The organism is Pseudomonas sp. CROZ-RG-20F-R04-15 (assembly GCF_022662375.1).
Taxonomy (GTDB): Bacteria; Pseudomonadota; Gammaproteobacteria; order Pseudomonadales; family Pseudomonadaceae; genus Aquipseudomonas.
Genome location: NZ_JAKNQL010000002.1, coordinates 179,615 through 205,317, shown reverse-complemented (window position 1 = coordinate 205,317; position 25,703 = coordinate 179,615). Strand labels below are relative to the sequence as shown.

21 protein-coding genes are annotated in these 25,703 nt (G+C 59.5%); 7 read left to right on the top strand and 14 right to left on the bottom strand.

Annotated features, from left to right (window positions below):
* Positions 1-12 precede the first annotated feature (12 nt).
* The 4 genes from pheA to mtnA all read right to left on the bottom strand — a co-directional run bounded on the left by pheA (position 13) and on the right by mtnA (position 6,698).
* A complete protein-coding gene (gene pheA / locus L8H52_RS05280) occupies positions 13-1,107 on the bottom strand; it encodes a prephenate dehydratase (protein WP_007908404.1) in 1,095 nt (364 codons plus the stop codon).
* On the bottom strand, positions 1,107-2,192 hold the full coding sequence (serC, locus tag L8H52_RS05275; protein ID WP_212549006.1) for a 3-phosphoserine/phosphohydroxythreonine transaminase: 1,086 nt from the start codon (positions 2,190-2,192) through the stop codon (positions 1,107-1,109). Before serC ends, pheA begins: the two co-directional genes overlap by 1 nt.
* 231 nt (positions 2,193-2,423) lie before the next feature.
* Complete coding sequence (gene gyrA / locus L8H52_RS05270) at positions 2,424-5,198, bottom strand: DNA gyrase subunit A (RefSeq protein WP_242205765.1); 2,775 nt, start codon at positions 5,196-5,198, stop codon at positions 2,424-2,426.
* Positions 5,199-5,621: 423 nt separating this feature from the next.
* Positions 5,622-6,698, bottom strand: coding sequence for an S-methyl-5-thioribose-1-phosphate isomerase (gene mtnA / locus L8H52_RS05265; protein WP_242205767.1), 1,077 nt, complete (start codon positions 6,696-6,698; stop codon positions 5,622-5,624).
* A gap of 108 nt (positions 6,699-6,806) precedes the next feature.
* On the opposite strand from mtnA, the gene L8H52_RS05260 reads away from it, so the two are divergent.
* The 5 genes from L8H52_RS05260 to L8H52_RS05240 all read left to right on the top strand — a co-directional run bounded on the left by L8H52_RS05260 (position 6,807) and on the right by L8H52_RS05240 (position 11,679).
* Positions 6,807-8,141, top strand: a complete 1,335-nt coding sequence (locus L8H52_RS05260; protein WP_242205769.1) for a TRZ/ATZ family hydrolase — start codon at positions 6,807-6,809, stop codon at positions 8,139-8,141.
* Positions 8,142-8,199: 58 nt separating this feature from the next.
* Positions 8,200-8,898 carry a bifunctional 2-polyprenyl-6-hydroxyphenol methylase/3-demethylubiquinol 3-O-methyltransferase UbiG gene (gene ubiG, locus L8H52_RS05255; protein WP_016986963.1) on the top strand — a complete coding sequence of 233 codons (699 nt, stop codon included), beginning with the start codon at positions 8,200-8,202 and terminating at the stop codon, positions 8,896-8,898.
* Positions 8,899-8,902: 4 nt separating this feature from the next.
* On the top strand, positions 8,903-9,574 hold the full coding sequence (gene mupP, locus L8H52_RS05250; protein ID WP_127929289.1) for an N-acetylmuramic acid 6-phosphate phosphatase MupP: 672 nt from the start codon (positions 8,903-8,905) through the stop codon (positions 9,572-9,574).
* A 76-nt stretch (positions 9,575-9,650) separates the two neighbouring features.
* Positions 9,651-10,391 (top strand): YciK family oxidoreductase, encoded by a 741-nt coding sequence (locus tag L8H52_RS05245; RefSeq protein WP_242205771.1) that lies wholly within the window; start codon positions 9,651-9,653, stop codon positions 10,389-10,391.
* A 361-nt stretch (positions 10,392-10,752) separates the two neighbouring features.
* The gene (locus L8H52_RS05240) at positions 10,753-11,679 is read left to right on the top strand and encodes a GGDEF domain-containing protein (protein WP_242205773.1); all 927 of its coding nucleotides are present in this window, start codon (positions 10,753-10,755) and stop codon (positions 11,677-11,679) included.
* A gap of 138 nt (positions 11,680-11,817) precedes the next feature.
* Here L8H52_RS05240 and L8H52_RS05235 read toward each other — a convergent pair whose 3' ends face one another.
* The 7 genes from L8H52_RS05235 to L8H52_RS05205 all read right to left on the bottom strand — a co-directional run bounded on the left by L8H52_RS05235 (position 11,818) and on the right by L8H52_RS05205 (position 19,648).
* Positions 11,818-12,612, bottom strand: coding sequence for an iron-containing redox enzyme family protein (locus L8H52_RS05235; RefSeq protein ID WP_242205775.1), 795 nt, complete (start codon positions 12,610-12,612; stop codon positions 11,818-11,820).
* 46 nt (positions 12,613-12,658) lie between these two features.
* On the bottom strand, positions 12,659-15,118 hold the full coding sequence (locus tag L8H52_RS05230) for an EAL domain-containing protein (RefSeq protein WP_242205777.1): 2,460 nt from the start codon (positions 15,116-15,118) through the stop codon (positions 12,659-12,661).
* Between the two features lie 201 nt (positions 15,119-15,319).
* On the bottom strand, positions 15,320-17,146 hold the full coding sequence (locus L8H52_RS05225) for an ABC transporter ATP-binding protein (protein WP_242205779.1): 1,827 nt from the start codon (positions 17,144-17,146) through the stop codon (positions 15,320-15,322).
* Complete coding sequence (locus L8H52_RS05220; RefSeq protein WP_242206005.1) at positions 17,139-17,741, bottom strand: DsbA family protein; 603 nt, start codon at positions 17,739-17,741, stop codon at positions 17,139-17,141. The genes L8H52_RS05225 and L8H52_RS05220 overlap by 8 nt, the downstream gene beginning before the upstream one ends.
* A 35-nt stretch (positions 17,742-17,776) precedes the next feature.
* Positions 17,777-18,718, bottom strand: coding sequence for a rhodanese-related sulfurtransferase (locus L8H52_RS05215; RefSeq protein WP_242205780.1), 942 nt, complete (start codon positions 18,716-18,718; stop codon positions 17,777-17,779).
* A 102-nt stretch (positions 18,719-18,820) separates the two neighbouring features.
* Positions 18,821-19,120, bottom strand: a complete 300-nt coding sequence (locus tag L8H52_RS05210; protein ID WP_064391455.1) for a BolA family protein — start codon at positions 19,118-19,120, stop codon at positions 18,821-18,823.
* Between the two features lie 12 nt (positions 19,121-19,132).
* Positions 19,133-19,648, bottom strand: coding sequence for a DUF2059 domain-containing protein (locus tag L8H52_RS05205; protein WP_242205782.1), 516 nt, complete (start codon positions 19,646-19,648; stop codon positions 19,133-19,135).
* 193 nt (positions 19,649-19,841) lie between these two features.
* On the opposite strand from L8H52_RS05205, the gene L8H52_RS05200 reads away from it, so the two are divergent.
* Complete coding sequence (locus L8H52_RS05200; protein ID WP_007908383.1) at positions 19,842-21,236, top strand: class II fumarate hydratase; 1,395 nt, start codon at positions 19,842-19,844, stop codon at positions 21,234-21,236.
* 104 nt (positions 21,237-21,340) lie between these two features.
* Here L8H52_RS05200 and L8H52_RS05195 read toward each other — a convergent pair whose 3' ends face one another.
* Positions 21,341-22,300, bottom strand: coding sequence for a DMT family transporter (locus tag L8H52_RS05195; RefSeq protein WP_242205785.1), 960 nt, complete (start codon positions 22,298-22,300; stop codon positions 21,341-21,343).
* Positions 22,301-22,510: 210 nt separating this feature from the next.
* On the opposite strand from L8H52_RS05195, the gene L8H52_RS05190 reads away from it, so the two are divergent.
* A complete protein-coding gene (locus L8H52_RS05190) occupies positions 22,511-22,705 on the top strand; it encodes a DUF6316 family protein (protein WP_242205787.1) in 195 nt (64 codons plus the stop codon).
* A gap of 134 nt (positions 22,706-22,839) precedes the next feature.
* On the opposite strand, the gene L8H52_RS05185 is transcribed toward L8H52_RS05190, so the two are convergent.
* Positions 22,840-24,024: a thiolase family protein gene (locus tag L8H52_RS05185; protein ID WP_242205789.1), complete on the bottom strand. Its 1,185-nt coding sequence runs from the start codon at positions 24,022-24,024 to the stop codon at positions 22,840-22,842.
* A gap of 102 nt (positions 24,025-24,126) precedes the next feature.
* Complete coding sequence (pap, locus tag L8H52_RS05180) at positions 24,127-25,641, bottom strand: polyphosphate:AMP phosphotransferase (protein ID WP_242205790.1); 1,515 nt, start codon at positions 25,639-25,641, stop codon at positions 24,127-24,129.
* Between the last annotated feature and the right edge of the window lie 62 nt (positions 25,642-25,703).

Here is a 25,703-nt window from a genome sequence, read left to right as displayed (position 1 = left end):
TGCTACCGCCCCTTAGAGAACTGCTTTCGGGTAGGAACCCAGCACTTTGAGTGCTACTGCTTCCTGACTGATCTTTTCCAGCACACCCTTGATCAACGGATCACGGTGATGGCCGACGAAGTCGATGAAGAACACGTAGGTCCATTTGCCACTGCGTGACGGACGCGTTTCGATACGGGTCAGGTCGATCCCGTTGTCATGGAACGGCACCAGCAACTCATGGAGCGCGCCGGGTTTGTTGCTCATGGACACGATGATCGAAGTCTTGTCGTCGCCGGTCGGCGGCACTTCCTGGTTACCGATCATCAGGAAGCGCGTCGAGTTGTCCGGACGGTCTTCGATCTTCTCGGCCAGACGGGTCAGGCCATACAGACCGGCCGCCATGTCGCCGGCAATCGCCGCCGAGTTCCATTCACCTTTAACCCGCTTGGCCGCCTCGGCGTTGCTGGAAACCGCGACGCGCTCGACATTCGGGTAATGCGCGTCCAGCCACTTGCGGCACTGAGCCAGCGACTGCGCGTGAGAGTAGATACGGCTGATGCTGTCGGTCTTGGTGTTTTCACCAACCAACAGGTGATGGTGAATGCGCAGCTCGACTTCGCCGCAGATGACCATGTCGTGCTCGAGGAAGCTGTCCAGCGTGTGGTTGACCGCGCCTTCGGTGGAGTTTTCCACCGGGACCACGCCAAAATTCACCGCGCCGGCAGCCACTTCACGGAACACTTCATCGATCGCCGCCATCGGCTTGCTGATCACGGCGTGACCAAAGTGCTTCATCGCTGCGGCTTGGGTGAAAGTACCCTCAGGGCCGAGGTAAGCCACTTTCAGCGGCTGCTCCAGCGCCAGGCACGACGACATGATTTCGCGGAACAAGCGCGCCATCTCTTCGTTACCCAGCGGTCCCTGATTGCGCTCCATAACTCGCTTGAGCACCTGAGCTTCGCGCTCGGGACGATAGAACACCGGCACTTCGCCTTCGGCCAGCGAGGCCATCTTTACTCGCGCGACTTCCTGGGCGCAACGCGCACGCTCACTGATCAGCTCCATGACTTTGGTGTCCAGAGCGTCAATGCGAACGCGCAGTGCCTTGAGTTCTTGCTCGGACATCAGCCGTGTTCCTTCTCGAATTCAGCCATGTACGCCACCAGCGCGTTAACCGCGGTGATGTCGACGGCGTTGTAGATGGAGGCGCGCATGCCACCCACGGAGCGGTGGCCCTTGAGATTGAGCAGACCGCGCGCCTCGGCACCGACGAGGAAAGGCTTGTCCAGACGATCGTCAGCCAGACGGAACGGCACGTTCATCCACGAGCGATCCGATTTGTTGATCGGGTTGCTGTAGAGGCCGCTGGCGTCGATGAAGTCGTACAGCGTGCGCTGTTTGACGTCGTTGAGCCTGGCGATCGCATCGACGCCGCCCTGCTCTTTCAGCCACTGGAACACCAGACCGGACAAGTACCAGGCCAAAGTCGGCGGGGTGTTGTACATCGAACCGTTATCGGCTGCGACCTTGTAGTCGAGCATGGTCGGGCACAGCGCGCGCGCCTTGCCGAGCAGGTCTTCACGAATGATGTTGACGACGATGCCGCTCGGCCCGATGTTTTTCTGCGCGCCGGCGTAGATCATGCCGAAACGCGAGATGTCGACCGGACGCGAGAGGATGTCCGAAGACATGTCAGCGACCAGCGGCACATCACCGACTTCCGGGATCCATTGGAATTCCAGACCGCCAATGGTTTCGTTCGGTGCGTAATGAACGTAAGCGGCGTCTTTCGACAGGTTCCACTCGTTCTGGCCCGGGATGGCGAAATAGTCGTATGGCTTGGCAGTGGCGGCAACGTTGACGTGGCCGTAGCGCGAGGCTTCTTCGATGGCTTTCTGCGACCAGATACCGGTGTCGATGTAGTCGGCCGAGCCGCCTTCAGGCAGCAGGTTCAGCGGGATCTGCGCGAATTGCTGGCTGGCGCCACCTTGCAGAAACAGCACTTTGTAGTTCGACGGGATATTCAGCAGGTCACGCAGATCCTGCTCGGCCTGGGTGGCGATGGACACGAACTCATCACTGCGATGGCTCATTTCCATGACCGACAAACCCTTGCCGTGCCAATCAAGGAGTTCACCTTGAGCACGTTGCAGGACAGCTTCAGGAAGCGCCGCAGGACCGGCGCAGAAGTTATAGGCTCGCTTGCTCACATCCAATCTCGCTCTGATTTGGTGGTATCACGCAATAAATCACACTACCGATCAACACGGCCCTGTGGGAGCGAGCCTGCTCGCGAATGCATCACCGCGGTGCGTCAGAGGTACCGCAGCGCCTGCATTCGCGAGCAGGCTCGCTCCCACAGGGGATCTCCATGATGTCGAAATTTCATACCGGACAAATAACAAGGGGGCGAATTCTCATCCGCCCCCTCGTTTGCCCGCTTATTCTTGCGGTTCTTCGTCTGCTGCGGCGTCGAGTTGCTGGTCTTCGCCAGCGTCGTCGATCACGACGCTGCCTTCGAATTCCTCGCCCTCCTCACCCTCGAGCTCTTCACCTTCAATTTCCGAAGGCTCCTGAACCCGCTCCAGCCCGACCAGAGTTTCATCCTTGGCCAGCTTGATCAGCGTGACACCTTGAGTGTTACGGCCCAGGCTCGACACTTCGTCGACACGGGTACGCACCAGAGTGCCCTGATCGGAGATCAACATGATTTCTTCACCGTCCTGCACCTGAACCGCGCCGACCAGACGGCCGTTACGCTCGTTGCTGACCATGGCGATAACGCCCTGACCGCCACGCTTGTATTCAGGGAACTCGGTGATCGCCGTACGCTTGCCGTAGCCGCGTTCGGAGGCCGTGAGTATCTCGCTGCCTTCTTCCGGAATCAGCATGGAAATCAGTTTCTGCCCTTCCGGCAAACGCATACCACGCACACCGCGAGCGGTACGACCCATGGCGCGAACTTCGGATTCCTTGAAGCGCGTCACTTTGCCGCCGTCGGAGAACAGCATGATTTCCTGCTCGCCATCGGTGATGGCAGCGGAGATCAGGATGTCGCCTTCGTCCAGCTCCAGCGCGATCAGACCAACGCTACGCTGACGGCTGAAGGCCACCAGCGGGGTCTTCTTCACGGTGCCATTGGCGGTCGACATGAAGATGAACGGGGCTTTCTTGCGGTCGGCAGCCTTGATACGGGCACGACGCTCTTCGTCGGTCTCGTTGCTGTTTTCGATTTCTTCTACATCAGCCTCAACGCCTTCAGCCTCTTCTTCTTCAGCCTGACGCTTCATGGCTTCAAGATCGACCGGCAACATCGTGGTGATGTATTCGCCTTCGCTCAATGGCAGAAGGTTGACCAACGGACGACCACGGGCAGCGCGGGACGCTTCCGGAATCTCGTAGGTCTTGAGCCAGTACACCTTGCCCTTGCTGGAGAACAGCAGCAGCGTGGTGTGGCTGTTGGCAACCAGCAGGTGAGCGATGTAGTCCTCATCCTTGACGCCGGTAGCCGACTTGCCTTTACCGCCACGACGCTGAGCCTGGTACGCAGCCAATGGCTGGGTCTTGGCGTAGCCACCGTGGGAGATGGTCACGACGCGCTCTTCTTCCGGGATCATGTCACCCAGGGTCAGATCGAGACGGGCATCGAGAATCTCGGTGCGACGCTGGTCGCCGTATTCGGCGCGGATCACTTCCAGCTCTTCGCGGATCACTTCCATCAGGCGCACGGCGCTGTTGAGGATGCGGATCAGCTCGCCGATCTGGTTGAGAATCTCTTGATACTCGGCCAGCAGCTTTTCGTGTTCCAGACCGGTCAGACGGTGCAGACGCAGTTCCAGAATGGCTTGCGCCTGTTCTGGCGACAGGAAGTACTTGCCTTCACGCAGACCGTATTGCGGATCGAGGTTCTCCGGACGGCACGAATCGGCACCGGCACGTTCCACCATCGCCACCACTGCCGAGGATTCCCAAGGCGTGCTGACCAGTGCTTCTTTAGCTTCCGACGGCGTCGGCGAGGCTTTGATCAGGGCAATAACCGGGTCGATGTTCGACAGGGCAACGGCCTGGCCTTCGAGGATGTGGCCACGCTCGCGCGCCTTGCGCAGTTCGAACACGGTACGGCGGGTAACCACTTCGCGACGGTGACGGACGAAGGCTTCCAGCAGATCCTTGAGGTTAAGGATGCGTGGGCGGCCGTCGATCAGCGCAACGATGTTGATGCCGAATACCGATTGCAGCTGGGTCTGGGCGTAGAGGTTGTTGAGGATCACCTCAGGCACTTCGCCGCGGCGCAGTTCGATCACGACGCGCATACCGTCCTTGTCGGACTCGTCGCGCAGTTCGGTGATGCCTTCGAGCTTCTTCTCTTTGACCAGCTCGGCGATCTTCTCGATCAGACGTGCCTTGTTCAACTGGTACGGCAGCTCGGTGATGACGATCTGCTGACGGCCACCGACCTTGTCGATGTCTTCAATGATCGAGCGGGCACGCATGTAAATACGGCCGCGACCGGTGCGGTAGGCTTCGATGATGCCGGCACGACCGTTGATGATCGCAGCGGTCGGGAAGTCCGGACCGGGGATGTATTGCATCAGTTCATCGACGGTCAGCTCAGGGTTGTCGATGAGCGCCAGACAACCGTCGATGACTTCACCGAGGTTGTGCGGCGGAATGTTGGTCGCCATGCCCACGGCGATACCGCTGGAGCCGTTGACCAGCAGGTTGGGAATACGGGTCGGCATGACCGCCGGGATCATTTCGGTGCCGTCGTAGTTCGGCACCCAGTCCACGGTTTCTTTGTGCAGGTCAGCCAGCAGCTCGTGCGCCAGCTTGGTCATGCGCACTTCGGTGTATCGCATCGCCGCAGCGTTGTCGCCGTCGACCGAACCGAAGTTGCCCTGACCGTCTACCAGCAGGTAGCGCAGGGAGAAAGGCTGTGCCATACGAACGATGGTGTCGTACACCGCAGTATCACCGTGCGGGTGATACTTACCGATCACGTCGCCGACAACACGGGCAGATTTCTTGTACGGCTTGTTGAAGTCGTTGCCCAGCTCGCTCATCGCGAACAGTACGCGACGGTGCACGGGCTTGAGGCCATCGCGCGCATCCGGCAGTGCACGGCCGACGATCACGCTCATCGCGTAGTCGAGGTAGGACTGTTTCAGCTCGTCTTCGATATTGACCGGGAGGATTTCTTTGGCCAGTTCGCCCATGAGAAGCCTGATTCCTTTTTCTGGTGAAACTTCGTCATATCCATGTGGGAGCAACGAAGCTCGTCGGTGCAGGCCGAGTGCCATGCGCCGACTTACGACAAATCAACACTGGATCGTGGATTTGCGCAGTAAAGACAGCTCCGTGGAGCTGCCTCGGAAAACGCCGGATGTTATCACAAAGGCCGCCACGCACCTATCCCCCAGATGCGCATGGAGCATAGTTAGTTGACCGGTGACAGGCTTAACGGGGACGAGAGAAGCTCAGAGCTTCTTTGAATGCAGATTTGAGGGCGGATTTGCGGATGTTTATTGACTTTTAAGGCCCCTTCGCGAGCAAGCTCGCTCCCACAGGGTTCTGTGGTGATCACAAAATCTGTGGGAGCGAGCCTGCTCGCGAAGAGAACAACGCAGACATCAAGCCAATCAATGCAGGCGTTTTCGGCACATTAACTGGGCCATTTTCGCGGTGTCCGGGCGTTCGACGATGCCCTTCTCGGTGACGATCGCGTCGATGAGATCCGCCGGCGTCACATCAAACACCGGGTTGAACGCTTCAACGTCCGCACCGACGCGCTTGCCGCCGACTTCCAGCAACTCGGCACCGTCACGCTCTTCAATCGGGATGTCATCACCGCTGGCCAGATTCATGTCGATGGTCGAACTCGGCGCCACCACCATGAAACGCACACCATGGTGCATGGCGTTGACCGCCAGTTGATAGGTGCCGATCTTGTTCGCCACGTCGCCGTTGGCGGTGATGCGGTCAGCACCGACGATCACCCAGGTCACGCCTTTGGTTTTCATGATGTGCGCGGCAGCGGAGTCAGCATTGAGTGTTACCGGGATGCCTTCGTTGGCCAGCTCCCACGCGGTCAGGCGCGAGCCTTGCAACCACGGGCGGGTTTCGTCGGCATAAACGCGCTCGACCATACCTTCAATAAACGCCGCACGAATCACCCCCAGCGCGGTGCCGAAGCCGCCGGTGGCCAGCGCGCCGGTATTGCAATGGGTCAGAATTGCCTGGGCATTGCCCTGATGCTTGCGGATCAGATCAACGCCGAGCTGGGCCATGGTCAGGTTGGCTTCACGGTCGCTTTCGTGGATGGCGATGGCTTCTGCTTCCAGTGCCGCCAGCGGATCGGCATTCTCTTTCAAGCGATCGAGGCGATCGTGCATACGGCCGAGCGCCCAGAACAGATTGACCGCCGTCGGACGGGAATCGGCCAGCAAGGCGAAATCCTCTTCCAGTGCCGCATACCAGTCGCCACCTTCGGCGATCCGCGCACGGGCCGCGAGGACAATGCCATACGCCGCACTGATGCCAATGGCTGGCGCGCCACGCACCACCATCGAGCGAATCGCTTCAGCCACGCCAGCGGCGCTGGTGTAGGCGATCCAGGTTTCTTCGAACGGCAAAATACGCTGATCCAGCAGGTGCAGCGCGCTGTCACGCCAATCGATGGCCTTCACTTTTTCCGCAGCCAACAGTCGATCGCGCATCCTACACCCCGCACTCATGAACAAAAGCCGCCGATTATAGCGATCCCCCCGCGAAGACGCTCGGGTATACTTCGCCATCCTTTACAAAAGCACTGGAACCGACCCTCGATGCCGAAACCTGCCATTGCGCTCGACTTATTATTGCTGCCGACCTGGCTGGTACCCGTCGAACCTGCAGGCGTTGTGCTCAAGGAGCACGGCCTGGGCATCCGCGACGGTCGCATCGTGTTTATCGGCCCGCGCGCCGAAGCATTGAAGTGTAACGCCACTGAAATCCGCGAACTGCCGGACGTGCTGCTCGCCCCCGGCCTGATCAACGCTCACGGCCACGCGGCGATGACGCTGTTCCGTGGTCTGGCCGATGATCTGCCGCTGATGACCTGGCTGGAAAACCACATCTGGCCGGCCGAAGCGAAATGGGTCAGCGAAGATTTCGTGCGTGACGGCACCGATCTGGCCATTGCCGAGCAGATCAAGGGTGGCATCACCTGTTTTTCGGACATGTATTTCTTCCCGAAAGTCGCCAGTGAACGCGTGCACAACAGCGGCATTCGCGCGCAGATCGCGATTCCTATCCTCGACTTCCCGATTCCAGGCGCCGCGAACGCCGATGAAGCCATTCGTCAGGGCGTCGAGCTGTTCGGCGACTTGAAGCATCACGATCGCATCAAGATCACCTTCGGTCCTCATGCACCGTACACCGTCGGCGACGAGAACCTCGAGAAAATCCGCGTGATTGCCGAGGAACTGGACGCGGCGATCCACATGCATGTCCACGAAACGGCGTTCGAAGTCCAGCAAGCGCTGGAGCAACACGGCGAACGCCCGCTCACTCGCCTCGGTCGTCTGGGCCTGCTCGGCCCGCGTTTCCAGGCCGTGCACATGACCCAGATCAGCGATGACGACCTGGCGTTGCTGGTAGAAAGCAACACCAGCGTGATCCATTGCCCGGAATCCAATCTCAAACTGGCCAGCGGTTTCTGTCCGGTGGAGCGTTTGTGGCAGGCTGGCGTGAATGTCGCGGTCGGCACCGATGGCGCCGCCAGCAATAACGATCTGGATCTGCTCGGCGAAACCCGCACTGCCGCCCTGCTGGCCAAAGCCGTCGCCGGCTCGGCCACGGCGCTGGACGCCCACCGTGCACTGCGCATGGCCACGCTCAATGGCGCGCGGGCGCTAGGGATCGAAGCGCAAGTCGGCTCGCTGGAAATCGGCAAAGCTGCCGACATCGTCGCTTTCGATCTGTCTGGCCTGGCCCAGCAACCGGTGTATGACCCGGTTTCGCAACTTATATACGCCACCGGTCGCGATTGCGTGAAACACCTGTGGGTCGCCGGCAAACAACTGCTCGACGACCGGCGTCTGACCCGACTCGACGAAGAACAATTGGGCGCTACCGCCCGGGCCTGGGGCCAGCGCATCAGCGGCCACACCGAATCGTAAACACCCCGGAGCAGACTCCGGGGCTACAGCCCTTTTTCAAGTTTTAGAGGAATTGACCATGAGCAACGTCGACCACGCCGAAATCGCCAAATTCGAAGCCCTGGCCCATCGTTGGTGGGACCGCGAAAGCGAATTCAAACCGCTGCACGACATCAACCCGCTGCGGGTCAACTGGATTGACGAACGGGTCAATCTGGCCGGCAAGAAGGTCCTCGACGTCGGATGCGGCGGCGGCATTCTCAGCGAAGCCATGGCGCAACGCGGCGCCACTGTGATGGGCATCGACATGGGCGAAGCGCCGCTGGCGGTCGCGCAATTGCATCAGCTGGAATCCGGCGTCAACGTCGAATACCGCCAGATCACCGCCGAAGACCTCGCCGAAGAAATGCCTGAGCAGTTCGACGTAGTGACCTGCCTCGAGATGCTCGAGCACGTGCCTGATCCGTCATCGGTGATCCGCGCCTGCTTCCGCATGGTCAAGCCCGGCGGCCAGGTGTTCTTCTCGACCATCAACCGCAACCCGAAGGCGTATCTGTTCGCCATCATCGGCGCTGAATACATCATGAAGCTGTTGCCGCGTGGCACTCACGACTTCAAGAAATTCATCCGCCCGTCCGAGCTCGGCGCCTGGAGCCGCATGGCCGGCCTGACCGTCAAGGACATCATCGGCCTGACCTACAACCCGCTGACCAAGCACTACAAGCTGGCCAACGATGTTGACGTCAACTACATGATCCAGACCCTGCGCGAGGAGTAAGCCGATGGCCATCAGAGCAGTTCTCTTCGACATGGACGGCACCCTGCTCGACACGGCGCCGGACTTCATCGCCATCTGCCAGGCGATGCGCGCCGATCGTGGCCTGCCGCCGATGAACGACAAGCACATTCGCGACGAGATTTCCGGCGGCGCCAAAGCCATGGTCGCGGTGACGTTTTCGATGGACCCGGAATCGCCGGGCTTCGAAGAACTGCGTCTGGAGTTCCTTGAGCGCTATCTGGTCGGCTGCGCGGTGCACAGCAAGCTGTTCGATGGCATGGGCGAACTGCTCGCCGACATCGAGAAGGCCAACCTGATCTGGGGCGTGGTCACCAACAAGCCTTTGCGCTTTGCTGAGCCGATCATGCAACAACTGGGGCTGGCCGAGCGCTCGGCACTGCTGATCTGCCCGGATCATGTGAAGAACAGCAAGCCGGATCCGGAGCCGTTGATCCTTGCGTGCAAGATGCTTGATCTGGATCCGGCGACGGTTCTGTTTGTCGGCGATGATCTGCGTGATATCGAATCGGGCCGCGATGCCGGTACGAAAACCGCGGCGGTGACGTTTGGTTATATCCACCCGGACGACAATCCGCGGCATTGGGGCGCGGACGTGGTGGTGGATCACCCGTCGGAGTTGCGCAAGGTGCTCGATAGCGCGCTTTGCAGCTGCTGAGGCCTGACGCAGAGCGTCATTGGCTGCATTCCCACGCGGAACGTGGGGAACGATCTGACTCCATGATGAGGTTTTTATGTTTGATTACTCCGCTCGTCCCGAATTGCTCAAGGATCGGGTCATTCTGGTCACCGGTGCCGGTCGTGGCATTGGCGCGGCTGCGGCGAAAACCTACGCCGCTCACGGTGCCACCGTGCTCCTGCTGGGCAAGACTGAAGCGAATCTGACGCAGGTCTACGACGACATCGAAGCAGCGGGCCATCCGCAACCCGCCGTGATTCCGTTCAACCTCGAAACCGCCCTGCCCCATCAGTACGACGAGCTGGCAGCGATGATCGAGACCGAATTCGGCCACCTCGATGGTCTGCTGCACAATGCCTCGATCATTGGCCCGCGCACGCCGATCGAGCAGTTGTCCGGCGAAAACTTCATGCGCGTCATGCAGGTCAACGTCAACGCCATGTTCATGCTGACCAGCACCCTGCTGCCGCTGCTCAAGCTGTCTCAGGATGCTTCGGTGGTGTTCACCTCCAGCAGCGTCGGGCGCAAGGGCCGTGCTTACTGGGGCGCTTATGGCGTGTCGAAATTCGCCACCGAAGGCTTGATGCAAACCCTGGCCGATGAAGTCGACGGCGTAGCGCCGGTACGCTCCAACAGCATCAACCCGGGCGGTACGCGCACCAGCATGCGCGCGCAGGCCTATCCGGGGGAAAACCCGCTGAACAATCCGACGCCCGAGGAGATCATGCCGGTCTACCTGTACCTGATGGGCCCGGACAGCACCGGCATCAACGGTCAGGCATTCAACGCGCAATAACTGCCATACGTCGCATTTGTTGCCGCGGCAGATTCCTGTCGCGGCATGCATTTGCCGCTCGAGAGCGTCACAATCCAGTCAATTTTCCAGCACCCACTTCCCGCCTTCAAAGACAAGCCATTGATTACAAACGGTTTAAATAAAACCGAACTGAATGGCACGACTTTCGCTCTAAATTTCCTCAAAACAAGCCGCGTGAAGGCAATGGGGCGAGGCCGATTTCGATAGCTTACTAATCGTCATCCGGCAGACTAGACTTACGCCAAACGTCCTACGGGACTGATGGATCAGTATGACGCGCAGCCCATAGCCGCTCTCACCCAGCCTGTAAGACAGACTTACCGCTAAGGGTTCACGCCATATGAAATCACCCTCCCAGACCAATGCAATTGACTTTGACAGTGCCAAATTGCAACGCCTGGGCTTTGGTCAACTGCCTCCCCTTCTGGAGCGACCGGCCAGTCTTGCGCAATTGCGCCAGCAAATGAGCCTGCAACTGCAAACCAGCCTCGAACCGCAACGCATCCTCGGTCTGTTTTTCCGCGAAGTTCAGCGCCTCGTGCCGCTGGACGCGCTCAGCTACGTGCATCAGGACAGCGATTTGCGCCTGGAGTTCGGCAGCCGTGGCCACCATTCGATCAGCTACAGCCTGAGCCACGAAGGTGAGCACATGGGCGAACTGGTGTTCCGTCGCAATCAGCGCTTCAACGACAAGGAACAAGGCCAGCTCGAATCACTGCTGTCATCCTTGCTGTACCCGATGCGCAACGCCCTGCTCTATCGCGAGGCGACGCAGAGCGCTCTGCGCGATCCGCTGACCGGCGCCGGTAACCGCATTGCCATGGAGCAGACCCTGCAACGGGAAATCGAGATGTCCCGTCGGCACCTGCAACCGCTGTCACTGCTGATGCTCGATATCGATCACTTCAAACGGGTCAACGACAGCCACGGCCACAGCGCCGGCGATGACGTGCTCAAAGCGATCGCCGCGACGATCAAGGCCCAGTTGCGCAATGTCGACATGGTGTTTCGTTATGGCGGGGAAGAGTTTTTGATCCTGCTGTCCAACACCAGCCGAGAAGCGGCGGCCATGGTCGGCGAACGTCTGCGCTACGCGACTCAGGCGGCCGAGTATTACGCCGATGGGCAGTCGATCGAGCTGACCGTGAGCCTGGGATGCTCAACGTTGTTGCCGGGCGAATCCGCCGACAGCTTGCTGCGCCGCGCTGACAGTGCGCTGTATGTGGCCAAGCGTGAAGGGCGCAATCGGTTGGCCATGGCCGGCTAAGGGTTTTCCAGCCAACACAAAACAGTGTGGGAGCGAGCCTGCTCGCGAATGCAATCTGACATTCAACCATGAGTTGACTGACGGACCGCTTTCGCGAGCAGGCTCGCTCCCACATTGGTTTTTGCGTGAGGCCGAAAATCAGCTCTCGACTACCGCCCTGCGCTCCCGATTGACCAGCAAGCGCTCGGAAGTCTCCAGCTGCATGCAGCGCTCCAGAAACAGATACATGTAGTCGTAGCTCTTGCAGATTGCCTGTCGCAACTCAGCCTGCAAGGCTTTGCTCGGGTTCATCCCGGCCAGGGTGCAGATGATTTCCAGCGCTTCCCACGGATGGGCGTCGTCATACTGGGCATGCATCTTCAGCCACTTCATCGCCCGCTTGCGGTCTTCTTCCGGAAACGCGGCCGCGTAAACACCGGTCGAACAGACGACCGCCGACCACTCCCCGGTCGCGCCCTCGATCGCATAGTTAGTGGCCGCGATGGCCACGATCAGTGAATCGGCTGAACTGGTGTGCCAGCACCAATGACTCAAGGCATGCAGTTCCGGCGGCACTTGCTGGGCCTGAAGGTCTTCCAGACTGACGCCATGTGCGCGACTCCAATGCACCCAGTAATCGGCGTGATTGAGTTCAACGCGGATATTGCGCATCAGCCAGCGCCGCGCCATGTCTTCGCCCGGGTGACGGGCAAATTTGGTTTTGGTGAGGTTCTGCGCCATGTACAACGCGAATTGCTCTACCACCGGCCAGCCCCCGATCAGGTACTGACGCATGGTTCTGGCGCTGAGCTTGTTATCACGCATGCGCAGATAAAGTTCATGTTCGACAACCCGGCGCTTGCTCTCGCTGCAGTCCTGGATGAGCTGTTGTGCCCAGCCTGGATAACTTGCAGCTTCCATGAGTGGTCCGGTTCGGTTGAATGTGTCGATCACTGTTCGGCTCCTTTTGATTTGTGATTGTAAGGATCGGCAAGAGACTTCAACGGAACGTGCCAGGCGCTTTGAATAACAGCGGTTGCGGTCTGGCGGGCCGACTTTGCAAACTGTCACAGGTAAACAACTGTGGGCGTTCTATAACATACCCTTGAGCGTAATCCACACCAATTTCAAGCAATGCCTGCTCGATCTGGGTTGTTTCAACAAACTCGGCAATTGTCTGCTTACCCATGACATGCCCGATGTGATTGATCACTTCGACCATTGCGCGGTTAATCGGGTCGTCCAGCATATCCTTTACGAAACTCCCGTCGATCTTCAGGAAGTCTACAGGCAAATGTTTCAGATAAGCGAATGAAGACATTCCGGCGCAAAAATCATCTAACGAAAAGTAGCAACCTAAGCCTTTGAGTTCATTAATAAATCTTATTGCACTGCCCAGATTTGCAATTGCACTGGTTTCTGTAATTTCAAAACAAATCATTTCAGGCGGTATTGCGTAGTTAACAAACTGCTCGCGCAGAAAGTGCAAAAACGCGTCATCTCCTATAGTAATGCCTGACAGATTAATCGCACACATTGCTAAAGGACCTTCATGTTCTTGCGCAATACATTGAGCAATAACCTTGAATACGTTCTGAACTACCCAACGGTCCAGCTGACTCATCAACCCATAACGTTCAGCAGCAGGAATGAAACTGTCCGGCAGAATCATTCGCCCGGCTTCGTCGTGCAGACGCAAGAGAATTTCGATGTGCCCGCCCTTGCTGTCACTCGGCTTGAGTGGCGCGATTTCCTGGGCGTACAGACAAAAGCGGTCTTCTTCCAGCGCCATGTGCAGACGCTGCACCCAGGCCATTTCACCAAAGCGCAGCGACAGCTCGGAATCGTCGGCGTGGTAAACCTGCACGCGGTTACGGCCCTTTTCCTTGGCCATGTAGCAGGCCATGTCGGCAGCGCGCAGTGAGGCCTCAAGCGTGGTCGGGGTCTGCGCAATATGTACCAGGCCAATGCTCACCGTGGTCAGGAATGGCCGCCCTTTCCAGACAAAATGCAGATTCTGCACAGTCTGGCGCAGCGCTTCGGCGATTTTCTCCGCCGCCTCCGGTGCGCAGTTCTCCAGCAGAATGCCGAACTCATCACCGCCAAGCCGCGCCAGCGTATCGCCCTCGCGCAGTCCTGATTGCAGCAGCGTGCAGATGTGCCGCAACAGTTCATCGCCCGCAGCGTGACCACAAGTGTCGTTGACCAGTTTGAATTGATCGAGGTCGAGGAACATCAACGCATGTCGTCCGGCATGGCGCGTCAGGTTGTGCAGCGCCTGCTCCAGGCGATATTCGAACTCGCGACGGTTGGCCAGCCCGGTCAACGCGTCATGGGTGGCCTGCCACGACAGATTGGCAATGTATTGCCGCTCCTGAGTCATGTCGTGCAGCACCAGCACCGTGCCACTGACCTTGCCGGCATTACGGATCGGCGCACCGACCAGCGTCACCGACAATGTCGTGCCATCCAGACGCTGGATCAGTTTCGAATGTTCGCTGCCGCCACTGAGTTTGCCGCCGAGAATGTGCTCGATCAGCGTCAGGCCTTCGGCCTGAGCGTTGTCGTCGAGCAAATTGAACAGCGCGGCCAGCGGCAGACCGGCGGCTTGTTCAGCCTTCCAGTGGGTCATGGCTTCGGCGGCAGGGTTCATGTAATCGATGGCGCCGCTGACATCGGTGGTGATGACGCCATCACCGATCGAATGCAAGGTGACGTGCGCACGATCCTTTTCCAGCTGCAGGGCTTCGGCGAAGGCGTGGCGCTGTTTGAGCAGTTTGTGTGTACGCAACAGCGCCAACAGGATCAGACCCAGTGCGGTGGCGATATTGGTGAACAACAAGAGTCGCAGAATCATCCGCGACCCCTCGCCGAGCGCATCACTGAAAGCCTTGGCCGCAGGCGTTACGCCTTCGTTGATGGCGAGAATCTCACCTTTCCAGCGCTGGATATCGATCAGTGTGGCCTCGTTGTCAGAGATGCGCTGTTGCATCTCCCGGGCCACATCATCGAGTTGCACCAGGTAGGCATCCCCCACTGTCCAGCGGTCGATGGCGGTTTCCAGGTAGCTGAAATGGCGAAAGTTCAGATAGAGCCAGATCAGGCTTGAGACATCGTCCGGATGGTTTCCGCCCTTGAGGATGCCCTCACGTGCGGCTTGCAGATCGGGCGGTTGCCGATCAAGCGCCAGACGCAATTGATGCCCACCCTGCGGCACGCTGATTGCGCTTTGATATTTTTGGTAAATGACCTCGTCACGGCTGTCGGCGTACAGATTGAGGTAGTAGATCGCGTCTTTCTGGCCTTTGGACCAAAGGCTTTCGCCGGCGACGTAACCGCGAACGGCTGACAGCACGTAGAGACTCACGCCACCCAATAACGCTTGAAACAACACGACGGCAATAAATGGCCAGACGATGCCCAACAACCGTGGCGTTCCGAGAGTCCGCTTTTGCTTCATGAGATCCCTTGCGCAAGCACTGCCAGATGAACACCGGAAAATCCCGCTCCTGACAGCTCAGCCTAGGCTAATTTTCGACATATCAAAGGGACAGCTCTGCCGTCCTCTAGGTCGATTGTGCAAGTGGCTGGTCTGCTGAAGCGCTTCAGGTGATTTTATTCAATGCAATTCAAGCACTAAGCACAGAAACCGGCACGAAACTCAAGGGCGCTGGATCTGTTGCAGATGGCCGTAGAGCTTGGCGTACAGGCCGCCATCGGCAATCAACTGCTGATGATCACCGTCTTCGGCAACCTGACCACCGTCGAACACCAGCACGCGATCAGCCTGTTTCACCGCCGACAATCGGTGGGCAATGATCAGCGTGGTACGGCCATTGAGGAACCGCGCCATGGCCTGATGCAGGTTGTACTCGGTGGCGGCGTCGAGGGCCGAGGTGGCTTCGTCAAGGATCACCACTTTCGGCTCGGCGAGGATCATCCGCGCAATTGCCAAGCGCTGGCGCTGACCGCCGGAGAGGCGCACGCCGGAGCGCCCGACAATACTGTCCAGGCCATTGGGCAAGGCACGGATGGTCGCTTCGAGCTGAGCGATTTCCAGCGCCTGCCAGCAGGCTTCATCACTGCGGGTGCGGCCCATGGTCAGGTTGGCGCGCACGGTGTCGTTGAACAGCGCCGGGTGCTGCAGCACCACGGCGACGTTTTCGCGAACCGTTTCCAGACCGATCTCCTGCTGGCTCGAGCCGCCGAAACGGATGGTCCCGGACAGCGGTGTATACAGCCCGAGCAGCAACTGCACGAGGGTACTTTTACCGCCACCGCTGGCGCCGACAATCGCGACTTTCTCACCGGGGGCAATCGACAGATTCAGTTGGTCCAGCACCAGTTCATCGCCATAGCCGAAGCTCAGGCCTTGCACCTGAATGCCGACGGTTTCGCGGCCCTTGAACGGATCGACGCCACCGGGATATTGCGGCTCGTCGGCGCGCGCCAGCAGCTCGTTGATCCGCGCCAGCGCCCCGCCCGCCGCATAGTAGGCGTATTGCAGGTTCAGCAGTTGTTCGACCGGGCCGATCATGAACCACAGGTAGCTGAACACCGCGAGCATCTGGCCGATCGACAGATCGGAGAACAATACCGTGAGCATCGCTGCCGCACGGAAGATGTCGATGCCGAACTGGAACAACAATCCACTGGCGCGGTTGGAGGCGTCGGTTTTCCACTGCGAGTTGACCGCGTAATTGCGCACTTCCTGTGCGCGCAAGCCGAGTCGCCCGAGGAAGAACCCCTGACGATTGCCAGCGCGGATTTCCTGAATCGCATCGAGGGTTTCGCTCAACGCCTGGGTGAAGCGCGCGGTGCTGTCGTTCTCGAGTTTCTTCAGGTGTTTGACGCGTTTGCCCAGCTGCACCGTGGCGTAGATCACCAGCGGGTTGAACAGCAGAATCAGCAACGCCAGTTTCCAGTGCATCCACATCAGGATGCTCGCAGTGCCGACCAGCGTCAGCATCGCCACCAGAAAGCGGCTGAGGGTTTCACCGACGAATTTGTCGAGGGTATCGAGATCGGTGACCAAGTGTGTGGTCACCGTGCCGCTACCGAGGCTTTCGTATTCGCCGAGGGAAATCCGCTTCAGCCGCTCAATCAGGCGCACACGGATGCGGTAAACGATGTCCTTGGCCAGCCGCGCGAACAGCCGCGACTGCAACACGCCGAAGCACAGCGAGCTGCAACGCAGGGTCAGCGTCACGACCAGCATCAAGCCGATATAGCCCGCCGCCTGCTGCCACATCGTCGGCAGCACATGGTTCATGACTTTCAATGCCGCGTCGCCATGGCCGAGCAGGACTTCGTCCACCAGCAACGGCAGCAGCAACGGAATCGGCACACTGCACAGCGTTGCCAGAACGGCCACGCCATTGGCGATCCACAGGGATTTTTTGTGATGCAGTGCCAGGCGCCGGACTTCTGCCCAGCTCAGCCGGTCGACACGCTTTACGGCTGGCGTGTCATCGGCCGGATCATGCACAGGCGGCGCGCTCCAGCCAGCGGCCGAGCAATGGCGACAGCTCGCTGAGCGGTTGATAGCCGTTGGTCAGCAATGCTAATTGACCGTTACGCTCGGCGAGCAAGGTCGGGAACCCGGCGATGCCGAGATCCTGCACCCAATTGAAATCTGCCAAGGTGGCTTCGTGCTGATCGGCACGGTCGAACAGCGCCGCGAATTCGATACGCGGCACGCCGGCCTGCTCGGCCAGTTCCACCAGCACGCTGGCCTGGGTGACATCGCGACCTTCGGCGTAAAACGCCTGCTGGATCAGTCCGACCAGTGTCCACGCGCAATCCGGCGCCAGACTGCGCGCAGTAACGATCGCCCGGCAGGCCGGTTCGGTGTCGTAGACAAAACCGTCGGGCAACGCGCCGTCGAACTTGAACGGCTGACCGGTGGCCTCGGTGACCGCTTGCCAGTGTTCAAGAATGTAGCGACGCGTGGTCGGCTCCAGCGCCGAGCCACTGCCGGTGCGCAAACCACCGACCACCAGATGCAGCTCGACTCCAGCTGCTTGCGCCTGCTCGACCAAGGCCTTGGCCACCGGAGCGAAACCCCAGCACCACGAACACATCGGGTCCATCACATAGAGCAGGCGTGCAGACATGATTAAGCCTCGGTGGATGCTTGCTTGTAGTTGTAGCCGATCGGATGCGGCATGTTGCGCGCCTTGGCCAGCTCGATCTGCTTCTGCCGATCGATGGCACTGCGCCGGGTCTTCTCGCTCAGTTTGTCCCAGCAATGCGGGCAGCTGATGCCAGCGACGTAATGCTCGGAGGCGCGATCTTCAACGCTGACCGGTGTGCGGCAGGCATGACATTGATCGTAGTCGCCTTCGCTGAGGTCGTGACGCACGGTCACGCGGTTGTCGAACACAAAGCAGTCGCCCTGCCACTTGGTCTCTTCCTGCGGCACCTCTTCGAGGTACTTCAGGATGCCGCCCTTGAGGTGGTAAACCTCTTCGTAGCCTTCGCCGAGCATGTAGCTCGAGGCTTTTTCGCAGCGAATGCCACCGGTGCAGAACATCGCGACCTTCTTGTGCACGGCCGGGTTGAAGTGTTCTTTGATGTAATCAGGGAATTCGCGAAAACTGGTGGTTTTCGGATCGATGGCGCCTTCGAAGGTGCCGATCGACACTTCGTAATCGTTGCGCGTGTCGATCAACAGCACTTCGGGATCGCTGATCAACGCGTTCCAGTCTTGCGGATCAACGTAGGTGCCAACCTTTTTGTTCGGGTCGACGCCTTCGACACCGAGGGTGACGATCTCTTTCTTCAGTTTGACTTTGGTCCGATAGAACGGCTGCTCGTCGCAATACGACTCTTTATGATCGATGTCGATCATGCGCGGGTCATTCTTGAGCCAGGCGAGCAGGCCATCGATGCCTTCGCGGCTGCCGGAGACCGTGCCGTTGATGCCTTCTTCGGCGATCAGCAGAGTGCCTTTGATTTCGTTGTCGACCATCGCTTGCAGCAAGGGCTCGCGCAGGTTGACGTAATCTTCGAGGGTGACGAACTTATACAGTGCCGCCACGACAATCGGTTGTGTCATGGGTATTTCTCCAGGTGGCTACCCTCGCAAAGGGTGAACCGGATTCAAAAAAAAACGCGCCGGGTGAGCGGCGCGTTGCGGATTCTAGCAAAAAACCGAAGCTTAATGCTTGCTGCCGCCGGCACAGGTTGGCGACGCCGGAGCGGCGCCGATCTCTGCCCATTCCTGCGGGGTGTAGGTGTGCAGCGCCAACGCATGGAACTCGCCCATCAGCTCGCCGAGCGTGCCGTAGACTTTCTGGTGGCGCTTGACCCGGTTCAGGCCGTCAAACTGCGCGCTGACCACCACTGCCTTGTAGTGCGTCTGCAACCCGCGACTGTGCATGTGGCTTTCATCCAGCACTTGCAGATGTTCGGGCTGAAGCAGCGCCAGCGTCGATTCGATGCGTTGTTGCATGGTCATCACGAACTCCGCTTACTTCTTCTTGGCCGGTGCAACTGCAGGAGCCAGCTCTTTGGTCATGTCGTCGAGCAGCTTGTTGACGACCGGTACGGCGCTTTCCAGTTTGGCCTGGGTCATCTGGGCCGATTGCTGAGTCAGCTGCGGCATTTTTTCCAGAACTTTCTTGCCCAGTGGCGACTGGTAGAACGCGACCAGGTCTTTCAGCTCGGATTCGCTGAAGTTAGTGGTGTAGAGCTTGACCATGTCCGGCTTCAGCTTGTTCCAACCAATGGCCTGGTCCAGCGCGGCGTTGGCCTTGGCCTGGTAGGTTTCCAGGACGGCTTTCTTGGCTTCCGGAGCTTTCGTCTGTTCAAAACGCTGAGCGAACATTTGCTGCACTTGCATGTACACCGGAGTGCCCAGCTTGTCAGCGTGCGCCAGGGTCAGGAACGCTTCAGCACTGGCGTTGTGGCTGGCGGTATCGGCAAGCACCTGGCCGCTGGCGCAAACCAGTGCAACCGCGGTGCAGATGGCACGAAGACGAGTCATCGAGTTTCCTTTTCAGCTAGGCGAGGTAAAACCCCAAGGGCGACCATTCTGCGCCTAAAAAACCTCGTGGCTCAACCCCCGAGCCTTGCCGCGCTTGATTGCCCGGGTTTTACCGGTCAACAATCGGCTCGATGGAACCACCACGGCCGATGCCGGCCTAAACTGCGCAAACAGACCAACAGGAGTGTGCACGATGAGCCGTATCGAAACCGACAGCCTGGGCCAGATCGAAGTCCCGGACGACGCTTACTGGGGTGCTCAGACGCAACGCTCGCTGATCAACTTCGCCATTGGTCAGGAACGCATGCCGCTACCGGTGCTGCACGCCCTGGCCCTGATCAAGAAAGCCGCTGCCCGGGTCAACGACCGCAATGGTGATCTGCCTGCCGACATCGCCCGCCTGATCGAACAGGCCGCCGATGAAGTGCTCGATGGCCAGCACGACGACCAGTTCCCGCTGGTGGTCTGGCAGACCGGCAGCGGCACCCAGAGCAACATGAACGTCAACGAGGTGATCGCCGGTCGCGCCAATGAACTGGCCGGCAACCCGCGCGGCGGCAAGACGCCGGTGCACCCGAACGATCACGTCAACCGCTCGCAAAGCTCCAACGACTGCTTCCCCACCGCGATGAGTATCGCCACCGCGCAAGCCGTGCAGGAACAACTGCTGCCGGCGATTGCCGAGCTGTCCGGTGGCCTCGCCGAACTGGCGGCGCGGCACATGAAACTGGTGAAAACCGGACGCACACACATGATGGACGCAACGCCGATCACCTTCGGTCAGGAGCTGTCCGGGTTTATAGCGCAACTCGATTACGCCGAACGCGCGATCCGCGCGGCGCTGCCAGCGGTGTGTGAACTGGCCCAGGGCGGCACCGCCGTCGGCACCGGGCTGAATTCGCCGCACGGTTTTGGTGAAGCGATTGCCGCAGAACTGGCGGCGCTCTCCGGCCTGCCGTTCGTCACCGCGCCGAACAAGTTCGCCGCCCTCGCCGGCCACGAACCGCTGACCAGCCTTTCCGGCGCGCTGAAAACCCTCGCCGTGGCGCTGATGAAAATCGCCAACGACCTGCGTCTGCTCGGCTCCGGGCCACGCGCAGGCTTTGCCGAAGTACGCCTGCCGGCGAATGAGCCGGGCAGTTCGATCATGCCGGGCAAGGTCAACCCGACCCAGTGCGAAGCGTTGTCGATGCTCGCCTGTCAGGTGCTGGGCAATGACGTGACGATCGGCATTGCCGCCAGTCAGGGTCACTTGCAATTGAACGTGTTCAAACCGGTGATCATTCACAACCTGCTGCAATCGATTCGTCTGCTGGCCGATGGCTGCAGCAACTTCCAGCAGCACTGCATCGCCGGGCTGGAGCCGGATGCCGAAGTCATGGCCCGGCATCTGGAACGTGGGTTGATGCTGGTGACGGCGCTGAATCCGCATATCGGTTACGACAAATCGGCGGAGATTGCCAAGAAGGCCTATAGCGAAGGCCTGACCTTGCGTGAGGCGGCGTTGGCGTTGGGCTATCTGACGGATGAAGAGTTTGATGCGTGGGTGCGGCCGGAGAATATGATCGAGGCGGGTGCCAAGGGTTAAGTTTTCTAGCGCCTGAAAGTCCGTCTTCGCGAGCAGGCTCGCTCCCACATTGGAATGCACTTCCCTGTGGGAGCGAGCCTGCTCGCGAATGGGAGCGACGCGGTTTAACTGGCCGCCATCTTCATCCGCCGCGCCTTGAGCCCGGCAATCAACGACGGCCCCAACGCCACCAGCGCCGAACCCAGCACCACCAGCACCGCGCCGCCATAGCCGAGCCCGTTGATCTGCTCGGCATGCACATACTCGGGCCAGATCCCGGCCGCGATCGCCACTGCGCCAAACGTCACCAACGGCGTAATCGCCAACGTCGCACTGACCCGCGACGCCTCCCAGTGCGCCAGCGCCTCAGCGAACGCGCCGTAGGCAATCAGCGTGTTCATGCAGCACGCCAACAGCAACCAGCCCTGCAATGGACTCAAATTCAGCGCTTCCAGTGGATGCACCCAAGGCGTCAGCAACAGTGCGCAGAACAGATAGATCACCATCATCACTTGCAACGAATTCCACACCGTCAGCAATTGCTTCTGACCCAGCGCATAGAAGGTCCACACCGTCGACGCCAACAGCACCAGCAGCACACCTGCGGTGTAATCCGACAGCGAGGTCAGCAGCTCCGCCAGGCGCTGATTGAAGAACAGCACAAAACCGATCAACAGCACCGCCAAACCAATGCCCTGGCCAATACTGAAACGCTCCTTGAAGACAAACAGACTGGCGATCAGCAACATGATCGGGCCCATTTGCACCACCAGTTGCGCGGTGCCGGGGCTGAGCAGATTGAGGCCCATCAGGTACAACACATAGTTGCCGACCAGCCCGAGCACCGCCATCAGCACCAGCCAGCCACCCTTGGGCCCGAGCACTTTACGGCTGGGCAGGCGTTTCACTGCGCTCAGATAGATGAACAGACAACCACCGGAAACCAACAGACGAAACCAGGTCACCGTGACCGGGTCCATCACCAGCAGCACCTGTTTGAGTTTGATCGGCAGGATGCCCCACAGAAACGCGGTCAGCAGCGCGAGGAACAAGCCGTACACCCAGCGACCGGATGAAATGTGCATGGAAACCCCAAAGCCTGCTGACAAGTGCGCTCATTCTAGGCCTGCCACTGGTCGCGACACAGGGACAGTTGCGCTCAGGACGCGAATGAAACTGTGCAGGTCGCAGCATTAAATTGACGCGGCGCCGTTGATCGGCTGGCCGGGCGCGTCAAGTGCTTCAGGCATAAGCTCAATGGATCCCTTTCAGCGCATCAGCCAAGGAGACCGATCATGTTAGCAATGCGCGCCCGCGACAGCGCCCCCGCCACGCACTTTCGCAGCGAGCGGGTGTGTTGGGTCAATGGTGAACTGTTTTTCAGCACTCGGGAAAATACCCTTGAAGGGCCGTTTGAGAATGCCGAGAAAGCTGAGCTGGAGATAAAGGCTTATATCGCGCGGATGCAACTGCTGGATTCCAACCGGTAGACCCGGTCGATCCCTTCGCGAGCAGGCTCGCTCCCACAGGATTGGGGTGAACATGAAAAATATGTACACCCTTACCCCATGTGGGAGCGAGCTTGCTCGCGAAGAGGCCCGAACATGCAACGCAAATTCAGCTGTTAACGCACTGCTTCAAACAACCCGGTCGCGCCCATCCCCCCGCCCACACACATCGTCACGATCCCATAACGCAAATTACGCCGCTGCAACTCCCGCACCAGATGCCCGACCTGCCGCGACCCGGTCATGCCAAACGGGTGACCAATCGAAATCGAGCCGCCATTGACGTTGTACTTGTCGTTGTCGATCTCCAGCCGGTCACGGCTGTACAGGCACTGCGAAGCAAACGCCTCGTTCAGCTCCCACAAATCGATACCCGCCACCTGCAAGCCTTTGGCCTTGAGCAGTTTCGGCACCGAAAACACCGGGCCGATGCCCATCTCGTCCGGTTCGCATCCGGCGACGGTGAAACCACGGAAAAACGCTTTCGGCTTGAGGCCCAGTTGCAGGGCTTTTTCCAGGCTCATCACCAGTGTCATCGAGGCACCGTCGGAGAGCTGCGACGAGTTGCCCGCCGTCACCGAACCGTCTTCAGCAAACACCGGTTTCAATCCAGCAAGGCTTTCATAAGTGGTGTCCGGACGATTGCAATCGTCGCGTTCGACCACGCCGTCGAGAATCTGCACCTCGCCAGTGTTCTTGTCCTCGACGCGGTATTTCACCGCCATCGGCACGATTTCATCGTTGAACAACCCGGCCGCCTGCGCCTGCGCAGTACGGATCTGACTTTGCAGCGCATACCGGTCCTGCGCTTCGCGGCTGACGCCATAACGCCGCGCCACGATTTCGGCGGTCTGGCCCATCGTGTAATAGATGCCCGGCGATTGTTGCTTGAGCAACGGATTGATGAGGTGATCGGTGTTGACGCTTTTCATCGTCAGGCTGATCGACTCAACGCCGCCGGCAACGATGATGTCGCTGCATCCCGAGGCAATCTGGTTGGCGGCAATCGCAATTGCCTGCAAACCCGACGAACAGAAACGATTGAGAGTCATGCCGGCAGTGCCGGTGCCCAGACGCGAGAGCACCGCGACGTTACGGCCGATGTTGTAGCCCTGCGCGCCTTCGTTGGAGCCGGCGCCGACGATGCAATCCTCGACACTGGCCGGGTCGATGTCGTGGCGCTCAAGCAGGGCGTTGACGCAATGAGCCGCCATGTCATCGGGACGGGTCTGGTTGAACTTGCCGCGAAAGGATTTGGCCAGGCCAGTCCGTACGCTGTCGACGATCACCACTTCACGCATGGCATACCTCATTGTTGTTGTCGGTTGAGAGTGGACCGAGCATAAGTCCACCGCATCAACGACCGCGACAATCATTCACCCCGCGTATGCGTGTCCATCGACTCAGTCCTTGTGTTTCTTCGCGTGCTTGTCGGATTTCTCGAAGGCTTCTTCGAGTGCGCGGTTGATCGTGCGCAACACCTTCACCCGGGCCCAACGCTTGTCATTGGCTTCGACCAGTGTCCACGGGGCGATTTCCGAGCTGGTGCGGTCGACCATATCGCCCACGGCGGCGCGGTAGTCATCCCACTTGTCGCGGTTGCGCCAGTCGTCTTCGGTGATCTTGAAGCGTTTGAAGGGGATTTCTTCGCGGGCCTGGAAACGCTCCATCTGCGTGTCCTTGTCGATGGCCAGCCAGAACTTGACGACGATCACCCCGGCGTCCGCCAGTTGCTCTTCGAAATCATTGATCTCGCCATAGGCGCGCAGCCAGTCGGCGGGTGTGCAAAAGCCTTCGATGCGCTCGACCAACACTCGGCCATACCAGGAACGGTCGAACACGGTGAAGTTGCCGCGCGCCGGAATGTGCCGCCAGAAACGCCACAAGTACGGCTGCGCACGTTCCTCTTCGGTCGGCGCGGCAATCGGCACGATGTTGTACTGACGCGGATCGAGCGCCGCCGCCACCCGACGGATCGCCCCGCCCTTGCCTGCCGCATCGTTGCCTTCGAACACCGCCACCAACGCGTGGCGACGCATGCGTTTGTCGCGCATCAGTCCGGACAGGCGCGCCTGCTCGGTGATCAGTTGCTCTTCGTAGTCTTTCTTGTCCAGACGCTGGGTCAGGTCGATGCTGTCGAGCAGGTTCAACTGATCGACCGGTGTGCCCAGCGGCGCGGCGCTGACATCGTGCGGATGCACGTCCGGGCGTTTCAGCGCGCTTTGCAAACCTTCGAGCAGAATCTTGCCGACCGCCAGACTGCGGTAGTTGGCATCCATGCCTTCGATGACATGCCAAGGCGCGTAATCGCGACTGGTGCGGCGCAATACACGCTCGCCGTATTTGACGAACTTGTCGTAGGTTTGCGATTGCTGCCAGTCCAGCGGGCTGATGCGCCAGCTGTGCAACGGGTCATCGGCCAGCGCCTTGAGCCGCGCCTTCATCTGTTTCTTGGACAGGTGAAACCAGAACTTGAAGATCAGTGCGCCTTCATCGCAGAGCATCTTTTCCAGACGCTCGGCGCCGGCAATCGCCTGATCCAGACGCGGATCCTTGAACAAGCCGTGCACCCTGCCCTGCAGCATCTGGCTGTACCAGTTGCCGAAGAAAATCCCCATGCGCCCCTTGGCCGGAAGCATCCGCCAGTAACGCCAGGCCGGTGGCCGCGACAGCTCTTCATCGGTCTGCTGATCGAAGGTGCGCACTTCGATCAGGCGCGGGTCCATCCACTCGTTGAGCAATTTGACCGTCTCGCCCTTGCCCGCGCCTTCGATGCCGTTGATCAGGATGATCACCGGGAAACGCTTTTGCTGCTGCAACTCGAACTGCGCTTCCAGCAGTGCTTCACGCAGCGCAGGCACGGCCGCATCAAAGGTTTCTTTGTCGATGGCGTGACCGATTTCAGCGGATTCAAACATGGGACGGCTCCTTCCAGGATTCAGCAAGACTAGCGGATTGGGCACAGCAGCGGCGCAGAAAT